Origin of the sequence: Streptomyces desertarenae (assembly GCF_042681365.1) — a bacterium.
Taxonomy (GTDB): domain Bacteria; phylum Actinomycetota; class Actinomycetes; order Streptomycetales; family Streptomycetaceae; genus Streptomyces; species Streptomyces desertarenae.
This window is the reverse complement of sequence record NZ_JBHUFU010000002.1, coordinates 220346-238267: the sequence shown is the minus strand read 5'-3', so window position 1 is coordinate 238267 and position 17922 is coordinate 220346. Positions and strand designations below refer to the sequence as shown.

Here is a 17922-nt window from a genome sequence, read left to right as displayed (position 1 = left end):
GGAGGGCACGGTGGAGGCGAAGGGGAAGCGCGGCGTCCGGACGTGACGCACCTCATACCCCGTGACGACGGAAGGTCCACGTTCTCCCCACCCTCCCCACGCATCCGCCGTCGCTTCCGCTACCACTGCCCGTAGACTCGCCTCTGGTGACACGCACCGGAGAACGGCACACCGGCCGCCTTCCCGGTGCCGTCACGGGGCACCAGCTGGTCGGCAGGGAGGATGCGTCGTCGTGAGCAGCAGGCCATCCCGAGGCGCTGCTCGCCTCGCAGCCATACTCGACGCCCTGCCGGACGCGTTGCTGCTGGTGAACTGCAACGGCACGGTCGTCAACGCCAACAGCATCGCGCTGGAGGTCTTCGAGGCGCCGGGCACGGCCCTGGTCGGGCGCGGACTGCTCGATCTCCTCCCGGACTTCGACTCCAAGCTCATCCCCGGCTCGATGCGCCGGCCCGACGACGTCCCGCAGCCCCGGACCAAGCCGAAGCGGATGGTGGCGCGGCGCACCGACGGCACCCCGTTCGTCGTCGAGGTGACCAGCGCCAACCTGGAGGACGGCCGCACGCCCTACGAGTCCTCCTTCGAGGCCGCCTTCGCCGACCACGGCAACAACTACACCGGCGACGAACTGCTGATGCTCGTCGTCCGCGACCTCAGCGGCACCGTCGACGCCGAGGCCGAGCTGGCCCGGCAGCAGCGCCAGACCGAGATGATCCTGCGCGCCGCCGCCGAGGGCGTGGTGGGCGTGGACACCGAGGGCCGGGTCGTCCTGGTCAACCCCTCCGCCGCGCAGATCCTCGGCTACCGGGCCGGTGAACTGGGCGGGCAGGCGCTGCACCCGCTGGTCCACCACTCGCGCCCCGACGGCACCCCGCTGCCGTACGAGGAGACGCCGCTCGCCGACACCCTGCGCTCCGGGCGCAAGCACCGGGTGCGCGGCCAGGTGCTGTGGACCAAGGACGGACGGGCGGTGCCGGTCGACATGACGACCGCCCCGGTGCGCGACGGCGACCAGCTCGTCGGCGCGGTGCTCGCCTTCACCGACCGCACCGCCCACGACGCGCTCGCCGCCCGCCACCACCAGCTGCTCTCCCTCCTGGAGCACGGGCTGCGCGGGCCGCTGGAGCAACTGCGCGGCGAGCTGGCCGGGCTGGCGTCCGACCCGGCCGGGCAGCTGTGGCCGGAGGCGAACCAGATCCTGCACTACCTGGCCGCGGGCTACTCCCGGATGACCTCGCTCGTCGACAACGTCCTGGACTACCAGCGGCTGGACGCGGGCGACGGGAAGCTCGCACGCGAGTCGGTCTCGCTGGACGCGGTGGTCTCGGCCGGCGTCGAGGGCGCGGTGGAGCTGATCGGGCCGGGCCGCGCGCAGTTCGCGGTGCACGCTCCGCCCATCGCGGTGGAGGTCGACCCGGCCCGGCTGGCGCAGGCGCTGGCGCACCTGGTGGCGGACGTGGCCGGGGTGGACGCCACCGGCAGTGCGCAGGGCCCGTCCTCCGGCGACTCGACGATCGTGGTCGCGGCGGCCCAGCGCGGGAAGGTCGTGCGCATCGAGGTGCGCGGCCCGTACGGCGGCGGCAGCCCGGTGCACGAACCGCTGGTGCGCGGGATCGTGAAGCGGCACGGCGGTGTGCTCCAGACCCACCGGGTACCGGGGGCGGCGGGCGCGGGCGCCTACGTCCTGGAGGTGCCGGTGGGCTCGCCGGACCCGGAGGTCGCGGCACGGACGTCTCCCGCCCGGGAGGCCGGGACCCCGCCGGAGGGCACTCCGGCCGGCGAGGACGCGGACGGCACCCCCGCCCGCGGGACCCCTGCGGGCGGGACGGACGCGCCCGCCGCCGGCGCGGGCGGGGCGGGTGTGCGCCGCGGTGGCGCGATCGCCCTGCCGGCCGGCTCTCCGGCGGACACGGCCCCGAAGGCCCCGAGCGCCCCGGTCCCTCCGGACGCCCTCCCCGCCGACGCGGCGCGGGACGGCGCCGGAACCGAACCCGTCCCGGGCGGCACCGGGCGGCGCCGGGCCCGCCGCGCGCTGGCCCCGGTGGAGGAGCGCGCGGACAGCGGCGAGCACGCGGTGCCGCAGTTGCCCCGGCAGGGCGGCGGACGGCGGGCCCGGCGGGCCGCGGCCCCGGAGGCCGCCGGGCCCGGGGGTCCGGTCCCGCACGCCGCGCCGGAGCAGGAGCGGACGGCGTTCGCGCTGCCGCCCGGCCCGACCCCGCCCCGGCAGGCGCCCGTCCAGGGACCGCTCCCCGCGGCGGGCCCGGCACGGGCCGACCGGGAGCCGGCCCCCGAACAGCCGTCGCCCGGTGCGCTCCCGGAGCGGGACGGCACCGCTCCCGCCCCCGGCGCGGTGCCGCAGGAGGGCCGGCCCACCGGTCGGCGCCGTCGCGTGCCCCCGGCCGGCGGAGAGGCGCTCCAGCCACCCACCGCGCCCGCTCCCACCGCGCCCGCGCCCGCTCCCACCGCGCCCGCGCCCGCTCCCACCGCGCCCACTCCCGCGGCTCCCGTCCCCGGTCCCGCCGCGGGGGGTGGGGAGGCCACCGCCGCGCCCGCGGAGCACGGCCTTTCCGACGACGGTCCCGACGGCGCCGACGGTCCCGAGCAGTCCCGGCAGGCCGACCTGACCGTGGTGGCGGCCAGCCCCATCCTGGGCGGCGCGGCCCCCCCGGCGGCCCCGCCCCGCCCCCGGGCCCTTCCGATGCCCGGCAGCGAGGGGCAGGCCGAGCACACCTCCGGCGTCAGCGTCCGCACCCTGGGGCAGGGCGTCCCCTTCGCCCGGCAGCCGGGGGAAGGGCACTCGGGTCCGCCCTCCGGGCAGCACCCACTCCGGCCGCCCACCGCTCCCGCCCCGGCCCCGGCGGCACCTCCGGCGCCCGCCGCGCCTCCGCACGTCCCCGCGCCGAGCCCCGGTCCCGGCCGCCGCCGCAAGCTCGCGGCCCGGTCGGAGGAGGACGAACGCGCCGCGGCGGCCGCCGGCGCGGCGGCGCACGCCCACCCCCACGTCCAGCCCCAGCAGCCGCCCAGGCACCAGCAGTTCCCACAGGCCCCGACCCCGCCCCACGGTCTGACCGAGACCTCCGGGGGGCGGGAGTTCGCGATCGGCGCGCCCGAGGCGGGGGCCGAGGGACCGGAGCCGCTGGACGGGCCCGGCGGCGCCGTCGAGGTCACCGGCTCCGGCCACGGCCGCTCCGTCCCGGTGCCCGACGACGAGCTGCCTCCCGAGCCGCTGGACAACCCCCGCCGGCTGCTGGTGTGGCCGGAACCGGACGTCGCCACCCAGCAGGCCCTGACCGACCGCGGTTACCGCCCCGTCATCGTCCACTCCCGCGAGGAGGTGGACGCCCAGATCGCGGCGTACCCGGCGGCCCTGTTCGTGGACCCGCTGACCGGCCCCATCACCCGCACCGCCCTGCAGTCGCTGCGCCAGGCGGCCGTCGCCGCCGAGGTGCCGGTGCTGGTGACGGCGGGACTGGGGGTCGCGACGCGGGAGGCGGCGTACGGGGCCGATCCGGCCGTCCTCCTCAAGGCCCTGGCCCCGCGCGACAGCGAGCAGCACCCGCCGCGGGTGCTGCTGGTGGAGGAGCACGCCGCCATCGCCGAGGCCCTGGCGGCGACGCTGGAGCGGCGCGGGATGCAGACCGCGCACGCCCCCTCGGACGCGGACGCGGTGCAGGTCGCCTCGCAGGTGAGGCCGAACCTGGTGGTGATGGACCTGATGCAGGTCCGCCGCCGCCGCGCCGGGATCATCGACTGGCTGCGGGTGAACGGCATGCTCAACCGCACGCCGTTCGTCGTCTACACCTCGGCCGGCATCGACCCGGCCGAGCTGCCGGGACTGGCCGCCGGCGAGACGGTCCTCTTCCTCGCGGAGCGGTCCACGAGCACCGAGGTGCAGTCGCGCATCGTGGACCTGCTGGCGAAGATCGGCGCCAGCTGATCCGGGCCGGGACCCCGGTCGGCACTCTCCGGAGTGCGGGGCATACGGTGGGGTGCGAGGGCCCTCGCCGTGGTCTGGTCATGGACAGCGTTGACCGCGGCGGGGGCCTCGTCCGTGCCGCCGCGCCGCCCCGCCCGTGCGCGGCGGCGCGCGACGGGCGGCACGGGACGGCGGCGCCCGGCGTTCAGAGGCGGGTGACGTCCAGCTCGCCTCGCGCGTACTGCGCCCGGATCACCTTCTTGTCGAACTTGCCGACACTCGTCTTCGGCACGGCCGGGATCAGCGCCCAGCGCTCGGGGAGCTGCCAGCGGGCGACCCGGTCCGCCAGGAAGTCGCGCAGCTCCTCGTAGCCGATCTCGCCGGCGTCCTCCTTCAGGACGACCGTGGCCAGCGGCCTCTCGCCCCACTTCTCGTCGGGCACGGCCACGACGGCGGCCTCGGCGACGGCGGGGTGGCCCATGATGTGGTTCTCCAGCTCCACCGACGAGATCCACTCGCCGCCGGACTTGATGACGTCCTTGGCCCGGTCGGTCAGCGTCAGGTAGCCGTCGGGGGTGATCACGCCGACGTCCCCGGTGCGCAGCCAGCCGTCCGGGCTGAACTTGTCCTCGGGGCGCATGGGGTCGGCGCCGGCGCCCCCGTAGTACGCCCCGGCGATCCAGGGGCCGCGGACCTCCAGCTCACCGGCGGACTCGCCGTCCCAGGGCATCTCCGTGCCGTCCGGCCCGATCAGCCGGGCCTCGACGGAGGCGGGGAAGCGGCCCTGGCTGATGCGGTACGGCCACGCCTCCTCCTCGGTGAGCCCGGCCGGCGGGTGGGCGACGGTGCCCAGCGGGGAGGTCTCGGTCATGCCCCAGGCGTGGGTGACCGTCACGCCGTACTCCTCGCCGAACGTCTTCATCAGGGAGGGCGGGCAGGCCGACCCGCCGATGGTGACGTTCTTCAGGGAGGAGATGTCGCGCGGTCGGGCGGCCAGTTCGGCCAGCAGCCCCTGCCAGATGGTGGGGACGGCCGCCGAGTGCGTGGGGCGCTCGGTCTCGATCATCTCGGCGAGCGGGCCGGGCTGCAGGAAGCGGTCCGGCATCAGCAGGTTGACGCCGGTCATGAAGACCGCGTGCGGCAGGCCCCAGGCGTTGACGTGGAACATCGGCACCACGGGGAGGGTGGTGTCGGCGTCGGTCAGGCCCATGGACTCGCCCATGTTGACCTGCATCGAGTGCAGGTAGATGGAGCGGTGGGAGTAGACCACGCCCTTGGGGTCGCCGGTGGTGCCGGAGGTGTAGCACATGGCGGCGGCCTCGCGCTCGTCCAGCTCCGGCCAGTCGTAGGCGGTCGGGCGTCCCCCGATCAGGGCCTCGTACTCGTGGACGGCCGGTCGGCAGCCCGCCAGCAGGGAGGTGTCGCCGGGGCCGACGACCACGACGTGCTCGACGGGCTCCATCTTCGGCAGCAGGGGGGCGAGCAGCGGCAGCAGCGAGCCGTTGACCAGGATGACGCGGTCGGCGGCGTGGGCGACGATCCACACGAGCTGCTCGGCGGGGAGCCGGAGGTTGAGGGTGTGCAGGACCGAGCCCATGGACGGGATGGCGAAGTACGCCTCGACGTGCTCGGCGTTGTTCCACATCAAAGTCGCCACCCGGTCGCCCGGGGCCACGCCGAGTTCGTCGCGCAGGGCGTGGGCGAGCTGGGCCGAGCGGTCGCCGATCTCCGCGAACGTGCGCCGGTGCGGTTCGCCCTCGCCCGTCCAGGTCGTGATCCGCGACCTTCCGTGCACCGTGGTTCCGTGTCGCAGAATGCGCGAGACGGTCAGCGGTACGTCCTGCATCGTGCTCAGCACCGGGGCCTCCCGAGGTGTGCGGGCGCTGCGCGCGGGTGACGCGCGGTCGTTCCCCGGCAGCCTGCCACCGACCGGTCGGTATGTCACTAGGTCGGACGCCGATATGTGGCTGTCCCTCCGCATCCGCCTCGGGCCCGCCGGTACGTCCGCGCATGTCCGCCGGACGCCTGCGGACCGGGAGCCCGCGGGCCGCCCCCGCGGGTGGTGCGGGCGGCGTGCGGACCACGCGCGGTGCTGCTCGGTTCAGGCGGCCGCGGCGGCCGCCCCGAAGCCCCCCGCCCCCCTCAGCAGGGAGGCCTTCCCGGCGGGCCGTCCGCCCCGCCCGCCGCCTCCGGCACGGGCCACCGGCCCCTCGGAGCCCCGCCTCCCGGAGCCCTGCCCCCCGGAACTCTGCCCCCCGGTGTCCGCCCTCCCGCCGGACGCGGCGCCCAGCAGGTCCGCGGCAAGCCGCGGGTCCTCCCGGAGCTTGGCCAGCGCGCGCGACACCGCGCTCTTGACGGTGCCCACCGAGACCCCGAGCACCGCGGCCGTCTGGGCCTCGCTCAGGTCCTCGTAGTAGCGCAGGACGACCATCGCGCGCTGCCGGTCCGGGAGGGCGAGCACCGCCTGCCACACCGCGTCGCGCACGGCCTGCTGCTCGGCGGGGTCGGGGCCGGGAACGGGTTCCGGCTCGGGCAGTTCCTCGCAGGAGTACTCGTCCACCCGGCGCTTGCGCCACTGGGAGGTGCGCGTGTTGACCAGCGCACGGCGCACGTAACCGTCGAGCGCCCGCTGGTCCTCGATCCGGTCCCAGGCCAGGTAGGTCTTGGCCAGGGCGGTCTGCAGCAGGTCCTCGGCGTCGTTCGGGTTGGCGGTCAGCGAGCGCGCGGTGCGCAGCAGCACAGGACCGCGCGCCTGCACGTACGCGGTGAACGTCAGCGGCGCCGCGGTCGCGGTGGTCCCATGCGTGGTCATGGGCCCAACGCTATGAGCCGCGGACCGCCGGGTAATCGGCCACAGGTGCCGAGCCGGATCCCCCTCAGGTCGGAGGGACGGGCGCCCCCACACCTCCCCCAGGCGGAGGAGGGACCCCCACCACCCCCACCTCCGGGGTGGGGGTCCCCTCCGGGAAGCGCTCCCCGCGGGGGCTCCGGCGGCACGGCGGCCGGACGTCCGACGCCCCTCCCCACCCGTCCCCACGCCTCCCGCACCCCCGCGCACACGGCGGCGCGGCCGCCCCGAGTGCGGCCGCGCCGTTCCATCCCTTCTCCCATCGGACGCCTCCGGTTCCCCGCCCGGCCGGCGCCCGTCGGCTCACCCGAGCCCGTGAAGCGGTCGCACCGCCGCGCCGGGGCGGACGGTGCGGGTACGTGCCATGTTCTCTCCTCCTGTGGAGCGTGTGAGCTTCCTGTCCAACGACGTCGCGCAGCAAGGCTGCCCGCCGGGAAACCGGCGAACCCTCCGCAAAGCCTCATTCCCTCGCACGAATGACGACGTGTCGATAAACCCCTCACACAACCGCAGAACCCCTCTCCACCCGTCCGCAGCAGGGCGGTGACGGCCGGATCCGCCCGTCACCGCCCCGGTGCGCTCCGCCCATACGCTGCCCGCACGCCGTCCGCGCCGTCCGCGCGCTCCCGGACACACGACCGGGGGAGCGCAGAACCAGCCGCGCGCCCCTACCCGGCGTACAACCCCGGAGCCCCCGTGCGCGTCGAAGACCGCAGCGCACCGTGCACACAGCCCGTTCGAGAATCCGGAGAACCATGCGCACCCCACGTACCGTCCTCGCCGTCATCGCACTCACGGCAGTGGTCTCCGCCCCGCTCCTCGGCGCCCCCGCGGCGAACGCGGCTCCCGCCGGGCCGGCCGACGACTTCAACGGCGACGGCCACCGCGACGTCGTCATGCTCGGCGGCTCGCACGGCAAGGACGGCAGGGTCACCGTCGTCTACGGCACCTCGACCGGCCCCGGCACACGCGTCCAGACCCTCCACCAGGACTCGCCCGGCATACCCGGCGTGGTCGAGGAGGGCGACTCGTGGGGCTTCGCCGCCACCACCGCCGACCTCGACCGCGACGGCTACGCCGACCTGGTCGTCTCGTCACCGGGTGAGAAGGTCGGCGACGTCAGCCGGCGCGGCGGGCTGACCGTCGTGTGGGGCGGCGCCGGGGGCCTCGGCTCCGGTACCGTCCTCCACTCCCCCATCGCGCCGGAGCACCCGGGTTCGGGGGACGGCTTCGGGCTCGATCTCGCGGTTGGCGACTTCGACGGCGACGGTGACCAGGACCTCGCCGCGATCAGCCAGAGCCGGGCCGGTGCCGTCGTGCTCAAGGGCCCCTTCACCCGCGCCGGCGGACACGGCGGCTGGCAGTCGCTCGGCGGCGACCACGGCTACCTGAACGCCTCGCAGCTGGTGGCCGGCCGGGTCACCGCCGACACCGCCACCGACCTGTACGTCCTCGGCAGCGACCTCACCGACGACGACCTGGACCTGCGGGCCTTCTTCCACCGCGGCGGCGGCGACTTCGCGCGACTCGCCGGCCAGGTGCGGGTGCCCGACGACGCCGGCCACCAGGCGGGCGGCGGCCCCCTCACCGCCATCGGGGACTTCGACAAGGACGGTTACGGCGACCTGGCCATCGGCCGGGGCTACGAGCAGCCCGACGGGGAGCGGGGCTACGTCACGGTCCACCACGGCGGCCCCACCGGGCCGGACGCCACGCGGAGGACGGTGAAGTTCACCCAGGACACGGCGGGCGTCCCGGGAGCCTCCGAGGACGGGGACCACTTCGGCGCCGCCGTCACCGCCGGTGACGTCAACGGCGACGGGTACGCGGACCTCGCCGTCGGCGCCCCCGGCGAGGACCTGGCGGGGAAGCGCGACGCCGGCATGGTCACGGTGCTGTTCGGCCGCGCCGGCGGCCTGTCCGGCACCGGGGCCAGGACGTACGACCAGAGCACCTCCGGCATCGCGGGCGCCGTCGAGGAGGACGACCGCTTCGGGAAGAACCTCAAGCTCGCCGACTACACGCGGGACGGCCGCGCCGATCTGCTGGTGGACACCGACGACCAGCTGGACAACACCCGGTGGGGCCTGGTCCACCTGCTGAGGGGCTCGGCGTCCGGGACCACCGGAACCGGCTCGGCGTCGTACACCGTGCTCTCGCTCAAGCTGCCGTACACCACGCTCGGCGGCCCTTTCGCCCACTGACCGGACGGGGTCCGTCCCCGCGGTCCGCGTCCGGTCCCGCCACGTTGGCGGGGCCGGCCGGCGGACGGCGGCGGCCCCCGGCCGTCGGTACCGGTCAGGGGCCGTGGAGACGCGGAAGGCGTGGGATTCGAGCCCACGGTGGCGTTGCCGCCGCGACGGTTTCCGGCACCAGCCCGTTCCCGGCATGGGCGTCCGTCCTGGCCTGCAATGCCACCCTGACCGGTCCGTTCGGGCAGTCCGGCTTGGCCGCAGGTTGGCCGATACGCCCTCGGAAGCCGCCCCTTCCCTCGCTGCCCCGGCGCCGGCAGTGCCCGGACACGCACCTTCCGGCTGTGCCGGTGGGGCGGCGGAGCCCGTGCGGGGCGTCCACCTGCGTTCACGGCTGTACAGCTGACGACACGGCTCCTGCTTCGGACCCGCTTGGACGACAGCGGACGGGCCCGAACAAGGCGGAAGCCGAGAAGGCCTACGACCGGGGGGTGAGAACCGGCTGCGAAAGGTCCCACAACCGTTCTGCCTGTTCGCGGAAGGTCTCGAACCAGGGGGCGTCGGCCAGGGTGAGCGCGAAGATGGGGCGCGACTCGCCGGACACCTCGAAGGAGTAGAGCTGCACGCACAGCAGGGCGTCCGCCTTGTGCACGTTGAGGTAGTTCAAGCCGAACTTGAGCGCGGTGCGCGTGGTGCGCACCTCCAGGCGTCCCCCGGCCTCCGCGCGCAGGCGTTCGAGCAGACGGAGGGACTGGCGGATCTCGTTTCTGATCTCGTCGGGGCGGGGCCGCGTCGGACGGTTCTGGGTGGTCACTGCCGCGTCGTCCGCGTCGGGATCCGTGAGCAGGATCCTGATGCGGCCCCCTGCGGACAGGGTGTCCTCGAACGCCCGGTAGGAGGTTTCCAGCGTTCGGCTCAAGCTGACGCCGACGAGATAGAGATCGGTGGACCTCTCGCGCTGTTCCTTGAGGTCCTGAGGAAAGTCCGACAGAAAGCGGACGCCGCCGCCGGCGCCGGAGCGGGCCAGGTCTTCGACCATCGTCCGGGTGGACAGTGCGCTGAAGGCCAGGACGGCGAGAACCGCCAGGACGGCGGCCATGATCTTCCCCGTCGGAGCCACATCGATGGCGGCGAGGACGCTGGTGCCCAGGGCGACGGCGATCGTGGCGTACACGTCGAGGTTCCGCCGACCTCGCAGGTCGCGCCGCAGGCGTCTCCAGGCTGTCATGTCGCTCCCCGTCAGAGAGGCCCGCGGCCTCGGCGATCACGAGCAAGAAGTCTGGGGTTACCGGTGGGCACGTCGCAAGCGCCCGGCACACCCGACAGGCCCCGGGCTGGGGTTCGGGATCTGGCCGGCTCCCGAACCCCGGCTTGGAATCACCCCGGCTCTGGGCATGGCCGGCGCCCTGGCCAGCGGCGACGGTAGTCAGGGCGAAGCCTCGGGGTCTCCCTGGCATCCGCTGTCGGCCGTGGCTCGCCGAACTGTCGGGCATGAGTCGGACACGATGCCGAGCATTGCCTGGGAAGGCTGGGACCGCCGCGGTCTGAGGGGGCCGGTCGCAGGTCGGCTCGGGGTGGACCGAGGGCGGCGGGTCCCACGGGCAGCGGCCTCAAGCGCCGAGCACGCCGGAGTCTCACTGTGAATCAACTCCGGTGTGGACCGGTCGAGGTGGCCCGGCGCGCGGGCCACAGCCTCACCGTCCTGTTCCGCTTCCACGCCAGGATCCTGCGCGGTCGGCAGTCACTCGCCAACCAGCTCATCGAGAAGGGGCTGAGCGGCGACACGTGACCGGGATCCTGGCCCACGGATGGCCCACACGCGCTGGTCGGAGACGGGATACCCCCGCTGCGGGGTGAGACAGGGTGAACGCCGAAGGGGTGCCTCCCGGTGGGAGGCACCCCTTGTGAGCTGGTGGTTCGTTCACCTCGGCGGAGGCTGTGGGATTTGAACCCACGGTGGTGTCGCCACCACGACGGTTTTCAAGACCGTTCCCTTAGGCCGCTCGGGCAAGCCTCCCCACGCCGCGCCGTGCGGTGCGGCGTGGGGACAGCCTAGCCGGTTCGTCAGTCCCCCTTGCGAGAACCCAGCGTCAGCTCGGTCTCGGTCTCCTTGCCGTCGCGCTGGTAGGTGAGGGAGATCTTCTCGCCCGGCTCATGGGCCCAGATCTCGCTGATCAGGGTCGGGCCGCTGTCGATCGAGACGCCGTCCAGGCGGGTGATGACGTCGCCCGGCTGCAGGCCCGCCCGGTCGGCGGGGCCGCCCGGGGTGATCGGCTCGCTGCCGTCCTGGGTGTCCTCGATGATGCGGGCGCCGTCGCCCTGGTTGCGCAGGTCGACCTGGACCCCGATGACCGGGTAGACCGGTTCGCCCGTCTCGATCAGGGCCTTGGCCACGCGCTGGGCCTGGTTGATGGGGATGGCGAAGCCGAGGCCGATGCTGCCCGGCGAACCCTGGCCGAGGCCGCCGCCGGCCGACTGGATCGCGGAGTTGATGCCGATCACCGCGCCCTCGGCGTTGAGCAGCGGGCCGCCGGAGTTGCCGGGGTTGATGGAGGCGTCGGTCTGGAGGGCGCTCATGTAGGACGCCTGGGACCCCTGGCCGTCGCTGGAGGCCACGGGCCGGTTCTTGGCGCTGATGATGCCGGTGGTGACGGTGCCGGACAGGCCGTAGGGGGCGCCGATCGCGATCGTCGCGTCGCCGACCTGGACCTTGTCGGAGTTGCCCAGCGGCAGCGGGGTGAGCTTGGCGCCGCCGGCGTTCCTGAGCTTGATGACGGCGACGTCGTAGCCCTGGGCGCGGCCGACGACCTCGGCCTCGTACTTGCGGCCGTCGGAGAACGTCGCGGTGAGCTCCCCCCCGTCGGCGGCGCTGGCCACCACGTGGTTGTTGGTCATGATGTGGCCCTGCTTGTCGTAGACGAAGCCGGTGCCGGTGCCGCTCTCGCCGCCGCCCTCGGCCTCGATCGTCACGACGCTGGGCAGGGCCTTGGCCGCGATTCCGGCGACGGAGTCGGGGGCTCGGTTGACCTGGTCGAGGTCGCCGTCGGAGGAGATGGTCGTCGAGGTACCGGAGGGGCGTTCGGCGGCCCAGAAGCCGATGCCCGTGCCGACGCCGCCCGCGAGGAGGGCCGCGGCCAGGACGGCGGCGATCAGGCCGCCCGACCGGCGCTTGCGCTCCGGGGGCGGCGGGGGCGCGAAGGGAGCGCCCCAGGCGGCGGTGGGGGCGGCCGGTGCGCCGGGCGCGCCGTGGGCGGGGGGCACGGGGCCGTAGCCGTCGTGGCCGCCCGGTGCGCCCCAGTGCGCCGTCTGCTGGTGCTGCTGGGGGCCCTGGTGCCGGGATGCCTCGGGCTGCTGGGCGGCGTGGTCGTGGGGCGGGGGCGGCGGGGCTGGGGCCGCCCCGGGCGGGGGGGCGGTGTGCTGCTGCGCCGGGTCCGGCTCGTGCTGCGGCTGTGCGTGCGGTGCCGGGGGCGGGGACGGGTGCTGCGCCCGCGGGGGCTCCGCGCCGGGGTCGATCTTCCGCAGGTGGGTCGTCGCCGCGTCGCCGCCGGGCGCCGGGGAGGCGGGAGGCTGGGGAGCCGCCGGCTCCGGGGCGGGGCCGGAAGGCGCGGAGGACGAAGGCGCGGAGGACGAAGGCGCGGGGGCCGGCGCCTGGAGGTCGTAGTCCTCCGGCGGGGTGTCGGGTGTCCTGGGCGCGGCGGCGTCGTTCGCGCCGGACCCGTCGGCCGGCGGGTGCGGGACGGGGGCGCCGGCTGCGGGCTTCTCGGCGGCGCCCTCGTTCTCGGTGCTCACAGCTATCTCCTCAGGTACACGACAGCGCACGTCTCGCGGGCGGCGTGCGTCGTATTCGGGTGTGGTGCCAGCTTCTCCCAGGGTCCGTCAGGCGGACGTAAACGCCACCGTCCGTCCGGACGCGCGCCCGGGCGCGGGCGGTCCGGTCCACCGCGCGGGCGTCGGGGTGGCACCATAACGCGGTGAGTTACGGAAACCGCCGGGAGTCGTCCGGCTCCCGCCGCCGCATCTCCGTCGTGGCCCACCGCGGCGCCTCCGAGGACGCGCCGGAGCACACCCTGGCCGCGTACCGCAGGGCCATCGAGGACGGCGCCGACGCGCTGGAGTGCGACGTGCGGCTCACCGCCGACGGGCACCTGGTCTGCGTGCACGACCGCCGCGTCAACCGTACCTCCAATGGACGCGGCGCCGTCTCGGCGCTGGAGCTGGCCGACTTGGCCGCGCTGGACTTCGGCTCCTGGAAGGGGCGGGGGGAGTCGGACGAGTCGCCGGAGCGCGAGAGCCGCGACCACACCTCCGTGCTGACCCTGGAGCGGCTGCTGCGCCTGGTGGAGGAGCAGGCCGCCGCCGGGCGCCGCGTGGAGCTGGCGGTGGAGACCAAGCACCCCACCCGTTGGGCGGGCCAGGTGGAGGAGGAGCTGCTGCGGGTGCTCGCCCGCCGCGATCCGGCCGTCCCCGTGCGCGTGATGAGCTTCTCGGCGCGTTCGCTGCACCGGGTGCGGGAGGCGGCGCCGTGGATCCCGACCGTCTACCTGATGCAGTTCCTGCTGCCGCGCCACCGCGACGGACGGCTGCCGCCCGGGGTGGGGATCGCCGGCCCGAGCATGCGGATCCTGCGAGGCCGTCCCGAGTACGTGGCGCTCGCGCACAGCCTCGGCCACCAGGTGCACGTGTGGACGGTGGACGACCCGGCCGACGTGGAGCTGTGCGCGCTGCTCGGGGTGGACGCGATCATCACCAACCGGCCCCGGCGCGTACGGGAGCAGCTGGCCGCGATGGGAAGCTGACGGGGGGCCTGCGGAACGCGCCGGAGAGGGCGCCCGCAGCGTGCGGGGCAGGCCGCGGGCGGTGCGGGAAAGCAGCAGGTGGAAGGGGCCCGGGGCACGAGGGGGACGGCGGGGAGAGCCGGGCGCGGAGGGGAGGGCCGAGGCGCGCGGAACGGGGGGCGCACCACGGCGCTTTCCGGCGCCACCGGTTGTTCTCCGGGGGGTTGTGCCCCGGCGCATTCCGGGTCGGCGGGGGTGGTGGAGCTTCCGTGAGGGGTGCGTCACGGGAAGGGACCGCCCGGTTTCCGGTCTCGGACAAAGGGGCATCCATCACGTGGCGTGGGGCGAAGAAGGAGGTCTCGGGGGTGGCGTTGGTGGTTGCACAGGAGGCGCCGACGTCGTCGACGATGGCCGTGCCCCACGGTCCCACGGGCGTGGGTGCGGCGAGGCGCCGGATGCGCGAGGAGCTCCTCGGCTCCGGTACGCCCGAAGCGGTCGTGGACGACGCGGTTCTGATCCTTTCCGAACTCCTCAGCAACGCGTACCGGCATGCCCGCCCACTGGGCGCGGGTGACAGCGTGCGCGCGGCGTGGGGCCGTACGGCCGACGGCGGGGTGAGCGTCTCCGTCACGGACGGCGGGGGGCCGACGCGCCCGCGCCTGTCCAATCCGTCGGTGACGGCGCGGGGCGGCAGAGGGCTGTCGATCATCACCTCCCTCGCCCGCGACTGGGGGGTGCGGGACGGCGGGTCGTCCGGCGGGGTGACGGTCTGGGCGGTCGTGGCGCCGTCCGGGGGCGGTTTCGGCCCGGACGTGGACTTCGGCCTGGCCGGCCTGGAGGACATCGCGTGACGGCGTAGGCGTTTCGGGTGGCGTCCGTCGTGCACCCCTACGGTCCGGCCCGCAGGGACTAGGCTCGCGCCGACAAGCGTCCGCACGACCGGGAGAACCGCACGCCATGGCCAAGAAGCGCCGTCCTCAGACCAAGGCCGCCAAGCCGCAGCTCGTCGACGGTGAGGTCCCCGTCGTCGGCGCCCGCGAGCCCTGCCCCTGCGGATCCGGCCGCCGCTACAAGGCCTGCCACGGGCGCGCCGCCGCCCAGGCGGTGACCGAGCTGGTGCGCCGGCCGTTCGAGGGGCTGCCCGGGGAGTGCGACTGGGTCGCGCTGCGCGAGCTGGTGCCCGCCGCGACCGTGCCGCTGGCGCTGCGGGACGGGCTGCCCGAGGACGTCCCCTCCGTGACGCTGGCGACCGTCCTGCCCATGGCCTGGCCCGCGCTGCGGCGCGACAACGGCGCCGTCCTGCTCGGGCTGCAGAACGACACCCCTTCCGGTGACGTCAGCCGCGACCTGGCCGACGTGCTGCGGCGTGCCCTGACGGCCCGGCCGGGCACGCCCGTGGCCGCCGAGCGCACCACCGCCGACGCGCCGCGCCTGCAGGACCTGCTGGACCTGGACGCGCCCTTCGTGCCCGAGGTCCACGACGGCTTCGACTTCTGGGTGGAGGACGCCGAGCACCAGAGCCCGGAGGTGGCCGCCTCCCTGGAACGCGCCAATTCGGCCGCACTGCCGACCGTTCGTCTGAAGGACGTGGAGGCCGCCTACTGGTGCGAGACCCCGGAGAAGAACCACCTGCGCTGGGTCATGCCGCACCCGGAGGACGCATTGCTGGACGCCCTGGCCCGGCTGCACGCCGCGGGTGCCTCGTCGCTCGGCGAGGGCACGCGCCTGGTGGGCTCCTTCCGGGCGCACGGACTGCTGGTTCCCGTGTGGGACCTGCCGGTTTCGATGCGCGCGGAGGAGTGCGAGAAGCCCGCGGCGGCGTTCGCCGAGCGGCTCGGGGAGGCACTGGCGACCACCGGTCCGCTGTCCGCGGAGGAGCGCCGGGCGCGCAGTGGATTCACCAATCGCCAGGTCACCCTCAACTGACAGACGATTCAAGGTGAAACGACCTGTGCATTCGCAGAGTGATTCCCGTCACATAACGCCGTAACCGCAGGTAAATCCGCGGCTTGAAGAGAGCGGTGGAATTTGCGGACGGCCCATAACTTGTTACGGTTCAGACAGCCCGGTCGCTGGTGCATCCCCCGTCGCCAGCGACCGGGTCCTTCCATATCCGCACCCGTCCCGGAGTCACCGGGGGCGGGGACCGGCTCCCCGGCCGTCCGCGGTCCCGCTGCCGGAGCGCAGCAGCAGCCCCTCGCCGTCCGGCGCCCCGACCTCCGCCACCGCCGTGTACGCCCCGGCTCCGCTCCCGTCCTCCCCCGCGCCACCGGGCGCCCGCGCCGCGCGCCGGCGCGGGGTGTCGCAGACGCCCGGACCGCCCCGTGCGGGGAGTTCGCAGGAGACGGTCACCGAGCGTCCGCCGGGGCCGAGCAGGCTGAGGGCACCGTGCAGCGGCTCGCCGGTGGCGTTGCGGTAGTACATCCGCCCCCAGGCCGACCCGTTCCGGGCCAGCACGCACGTCTGCGCCCGCACACCGCGGGGAGCCGAGGAGAGGCGGCCGCAGAAGGCGGTGACCTCCGACGGGCCGCCGGGGACGAGTTCGGACGGAGGCGGGCCGGGGAGGGCCGGGGCGCGCTCCCCTCCGGGGCCCTCGGGCGCCGGGACGGCGGGGGACGCCGGGGTGGCGGCGGGTGGCCGCGGCCGCCCGCCCGGCGCGTGGGCCGGTTCCGGCCCGTCCTGCCCGGCGGTCGCCGCGGCGAGCGGCAGGACCATCGCGAGCGCCACCCCGCTGGCGAGTGCGATCGCACGGAGGCTGGAGGCGCGCTGCTGCGGCTCGTCCATGGGCGGTCCACCTGTCAACTCGCTGGAGGAGGAGAGCCGTTCGCACTCTCCGGCGGACCCGAACATATCGGGAGGAAGGCGGCGCCTGTGAGGACAGAGCGCCTGTTTCCCTCCAACTCCGGCGCGCTGCTACCCGTACGAGTGACCCGGGGGAGCGGAGGACCGCAGCGCCCCCGGCCGCGGGAGAGGGGCGCCGCGGACAGCGGGGGCGGGAAGACGGGGACGAGGGGCGGAGGCGGGAAGGGCCGGGGGACCGAGGGGGCGCCCGGCGAGCGGGAAGGGCGGCGGTGGGGGGAAGGCGGCCGTGAGGGGGAGGGCGGCGGATCCGCGCTCCGGCCGCCGTACGCCGCGGACGGTCGTCCGCCCGGCGCACGGCGGCTCCGGCCGGACGGCTCCGATCAGTACGCCAGCCTGCTGCCGGTGTCCGGCACCTGGGCGCTGGCCCGCACCAGCACGTCCACCAGCGGCTCCATCCGCGGCAGCCAGGGGGCCCGGCCCCGGTCCGCCGACGGCTGCCTCTCCCAGCGCACCTGGCCGGCCCCGGTGCGCGAGGGCGGCAGCGGGACGTAGCCGCCCTCGCCGTGGAAGCGCAGCGAGCTGGGCACCCAGTCCTGGGCGTAGAGCAACTCGCCCAGCTCCTCCAGGTCGTACGGCGCCACCAGCAGCGCGAAGCGGGTCGGGGTGGCCACCACCGGCCCGGTGCGCAGTCCGAGCCGGTCGAACTCCTCCAGCGCGCGGGCGCCGGCGGCGGCCGGAAGGCTCAGCGCGCAGGGCGCGCGTCCGCCGGTGGCCAGCAGGACCGGCGCGTCGGGCCGGTTCGCCCACCACCATCGCACCATGCGCTCGTCGGTGGTGGCGGCCAGCAGCTCGGGGTCGAGGGGATGGGCGCCGGGCACGGCGCAGTCCGGCCGCGGGCAGGAGCAGCGCCCCCGCGGCTGCCCGGACTGGCGTGCGGTCAGGCGCCTGGAGGACTCCCGCGGGGCCACACCGGGCAGCACGGGCCACCCCCAGCGCGTGGCGCAGACGAGTGCCGCGTTCCGCAGCGCCCAGCGGGTCGTGCGTCGCCTTCCGAGGATCTCGCGCATCAGCGCTCGTTCCTTTCCGTAACGCCATAGATCGACAAGGACCTGACAGAACGGCGACGTACGACGGCCGTCCCGTCCTTCACACCTGTTGCATCTGTGGATCTCGGTGACCGCATGTGCGCGGCCGTACCAGTGCGCCACCGTGTCGTTCCCGGCAGCCGGGCCGGGCGTTGCGCGGGCCGGGCGCGGAATGCGGCGAGGTGGTGCGCGGTCCGGCCGGTGCCCCGGCTCCGCACGCCCGTACCGCCGGATTCCGCCGTCGTACGTCCGTACCGCCCGGTGACCGCTCCGGTGGCCGCCTGCTTCCGTGCCCTGAATCTCT

Annotated in this window: 10 protein-coding genes, 1 tRNA gene and 1 pseudogene; 5 read left to right on the top strand and 7 right to left on the bottom strand. The window is 75.2% G+C overall.

Annotated elements, in window-relative coordinates; all coding sequences use genetic code 11:
- Window positions 1-232 precede the first annotated feature (232 nt).
- A complete protein-coding gene (locus tag ACFSJS_RS05200) occupies window positions 233-3937 on the top strand; it encodes a PAS domain-containing protein (protein WP_380897229.1) in 3705 nt (1234 codons plus the stop codon).
- A 184-nt stretch (window positions 3938-4121) separates the two neighbouring features.
- On the opposite strand, the gene ACFSJS_RS05195 is transcribed toward ACFSJS_RS05200, so the two are convergent.
- Together ACFSJS_RS05195 and ACFSJS_RS05190 are read right to left on the bottom strand one after the other, a co-directional pair.
- Entirely contained in the window at window positions 4122-5774 is a 1653-nt protein-coding gene (locus tag ACFSJS_RS05195) for a long-chain fatty acid--CoA ligase (RefSeq protein ID WP_380897227.1), read from the bottom strand.
- Between the two features lie 441 nt (window positions 5775-6215).
- A pseudogene (locus ACFSJS_RS05190) lies at window positions 6216-6728 on the bottom strand (SigE family RNA polymerase sigma factor); the annotation flags it as partial.
- Window positions 6729-7519: 791 nt separating this feature from the next.
- Between ACFSJS_RS05190 and ACFSJS_RS05185 the strand changes: the two are divergent.
- Complete coding sequence (locus tag ACFSJS_RS05185; RefSeq protein ID WP_380897225.1) at window positions 7520-8968, top strand: FG-GAP and VCBS repeat-containing protein; 1449 nt, start codon at window positions 7520-7522, stop codon at window positions 8966-8968.
- A gap of 466 nt (window positions 8969-9434) precedes the next feature.
- Here ACFSJS_RS05185 and ACFSJS_RS05180 read toward each other — a convergent pair whose 3' ends face one another.
- The 3 genes from ACFSJS_RS05180 to ACFSJS_RS05170 form a co-directional block, all read right to left on the bottom strand.
- Window positions 9435-10184 (bottom strand): hypothetical protein, encoded by a 750-nt coding sequence (locus ACFSJS_RS05180; protein WP_380897223.1) that lies wholly within the window; start codon window positions 10182-10184, stop codon window positions 9435-9437.
- A 702-nt stretch (window positions 10185-10886) separates the two neighbouring features.
- A tRNA-Ser gene (locus ACFSJS_RS05175) sits at window positions 10887-10973 on the bottom strand.
- A gap of 47 nt (window positions 10974-11020) precedes the next feature.
- Entirely contained in the window at window positions 11021-12745 is a 1725-nt protein-coding gene (locus tag ACFSJS_RS05170; RefSeq protein ID WP_380897221.1) for a S1C family serine protease, read from the bottom strand.
- A 182-nt stretch (window positions 12746-12927) separates the two neighbouring features.
- Here ACFSJS_RS05170 and ACFSJS_RS05165 point away from each other — a divergent pair, with 182 nt between their 5' ends.
- From ACFSJS_RS05165 to ACFSJS_RS05155, 3 genes are all read left to right on the top strand, one after another.
- Entirely contained in the window at window positions 12928-13752 is an 825-nt protein-coding gene (locus tag ACFSJS_RS05165) for a glycerophosphodiester phosphodiesterase family protein (protein WP_380897219.1), read from the top strand.
- 344 nt (window positions 13753-14096) lie between these two features.
- Complete coding sequence (locus ACFSJS_RS05160; RefSeq protein ID WP_380897217.1) at window positions 14097-14582, top strand: ATP-binding protein; 486 nt, start codon at window positions 14097-14099, stop codon at window positions 14580-14582.
- A gap of 106 nt (window positions 14583-14688) precedes the next feature.
- Window positions 14689-15657 (top strand): DUF5926 family protein, encoded by a 969-nt coding sequence (locus ACFSJS_RS05155; RefSeq protein WP_380897216.1) that lies wholly within the window; start codon window positions 14689-14691, stop codon window positions 15655-15657.
- Window positions 15658-15861: 204 nt separating this feature from the next.
- On the opposite strand, the gene ACFSJS_RS05150 is transcribed toward ACFSJS_RS05155, so the two are convergent.
- On the bottom strand, window positions 15862-16515 hold the full coding sequence (locus ACFSJS_RS05150; protein WP_380897214.1) for a hypothetical protein: 654 nt from the start codon (window positions 16513-16515) through the stop codon (window positions 15862-15864).
- A gap of 398 nt (window positions 16516-16913) precedes the next feature.
- A complete protein-coding gene (locus ACFSJS_RS05145) occupies window positions 16914-17600 on the bottom strand; it encodes a bifunctional DNA primase/polymerase (RefSeq protein ID WP_380897212.1) in 687 nt (228 codons plus the stop codon).
- Window positions 17601-17922: the final 322 nt, after the last annotated feature.

Coding starts and splice junctions, on each gene's coding strand:
- ACFSJS_RS05185 (WP_380897225.1), top strand. CDS start 7,520: ATGCGCACCCCACGTACCGTCCTCGCCGTCATCGCACTCACGGCAGTG.
- ACFSJS_RS05180 (WP_380897223.1), bottom strand. CDS start 10,184: ATGACAGCCTGGAGACGCCTGCGGCGCGACCTGCGAGGTCGGCGGAAC.
- ACFSJS_RS05155 (WP_380897216.1), top strand. CDS start 14,689: ATGGCCAAGAAGCGCCGTCCTCAGACCAAGGCCGCCAAGCCGCAGCTC.
- ACFSJS_RS05150 (WP_380897214.1), bottom strand. CDS start 16,515: ATGGACGAGCCGCAGCAGCGCGCCTCCAGCCTCCGTGCGATCGCACTC.
- ACFSJS_RS05145 (WP_380897212.1), bottom strand. CDS start 17,600: ATGCGCGAGATCCTCGGAAGGCGACGCACGACCCGCTGGGCGCTGCGG.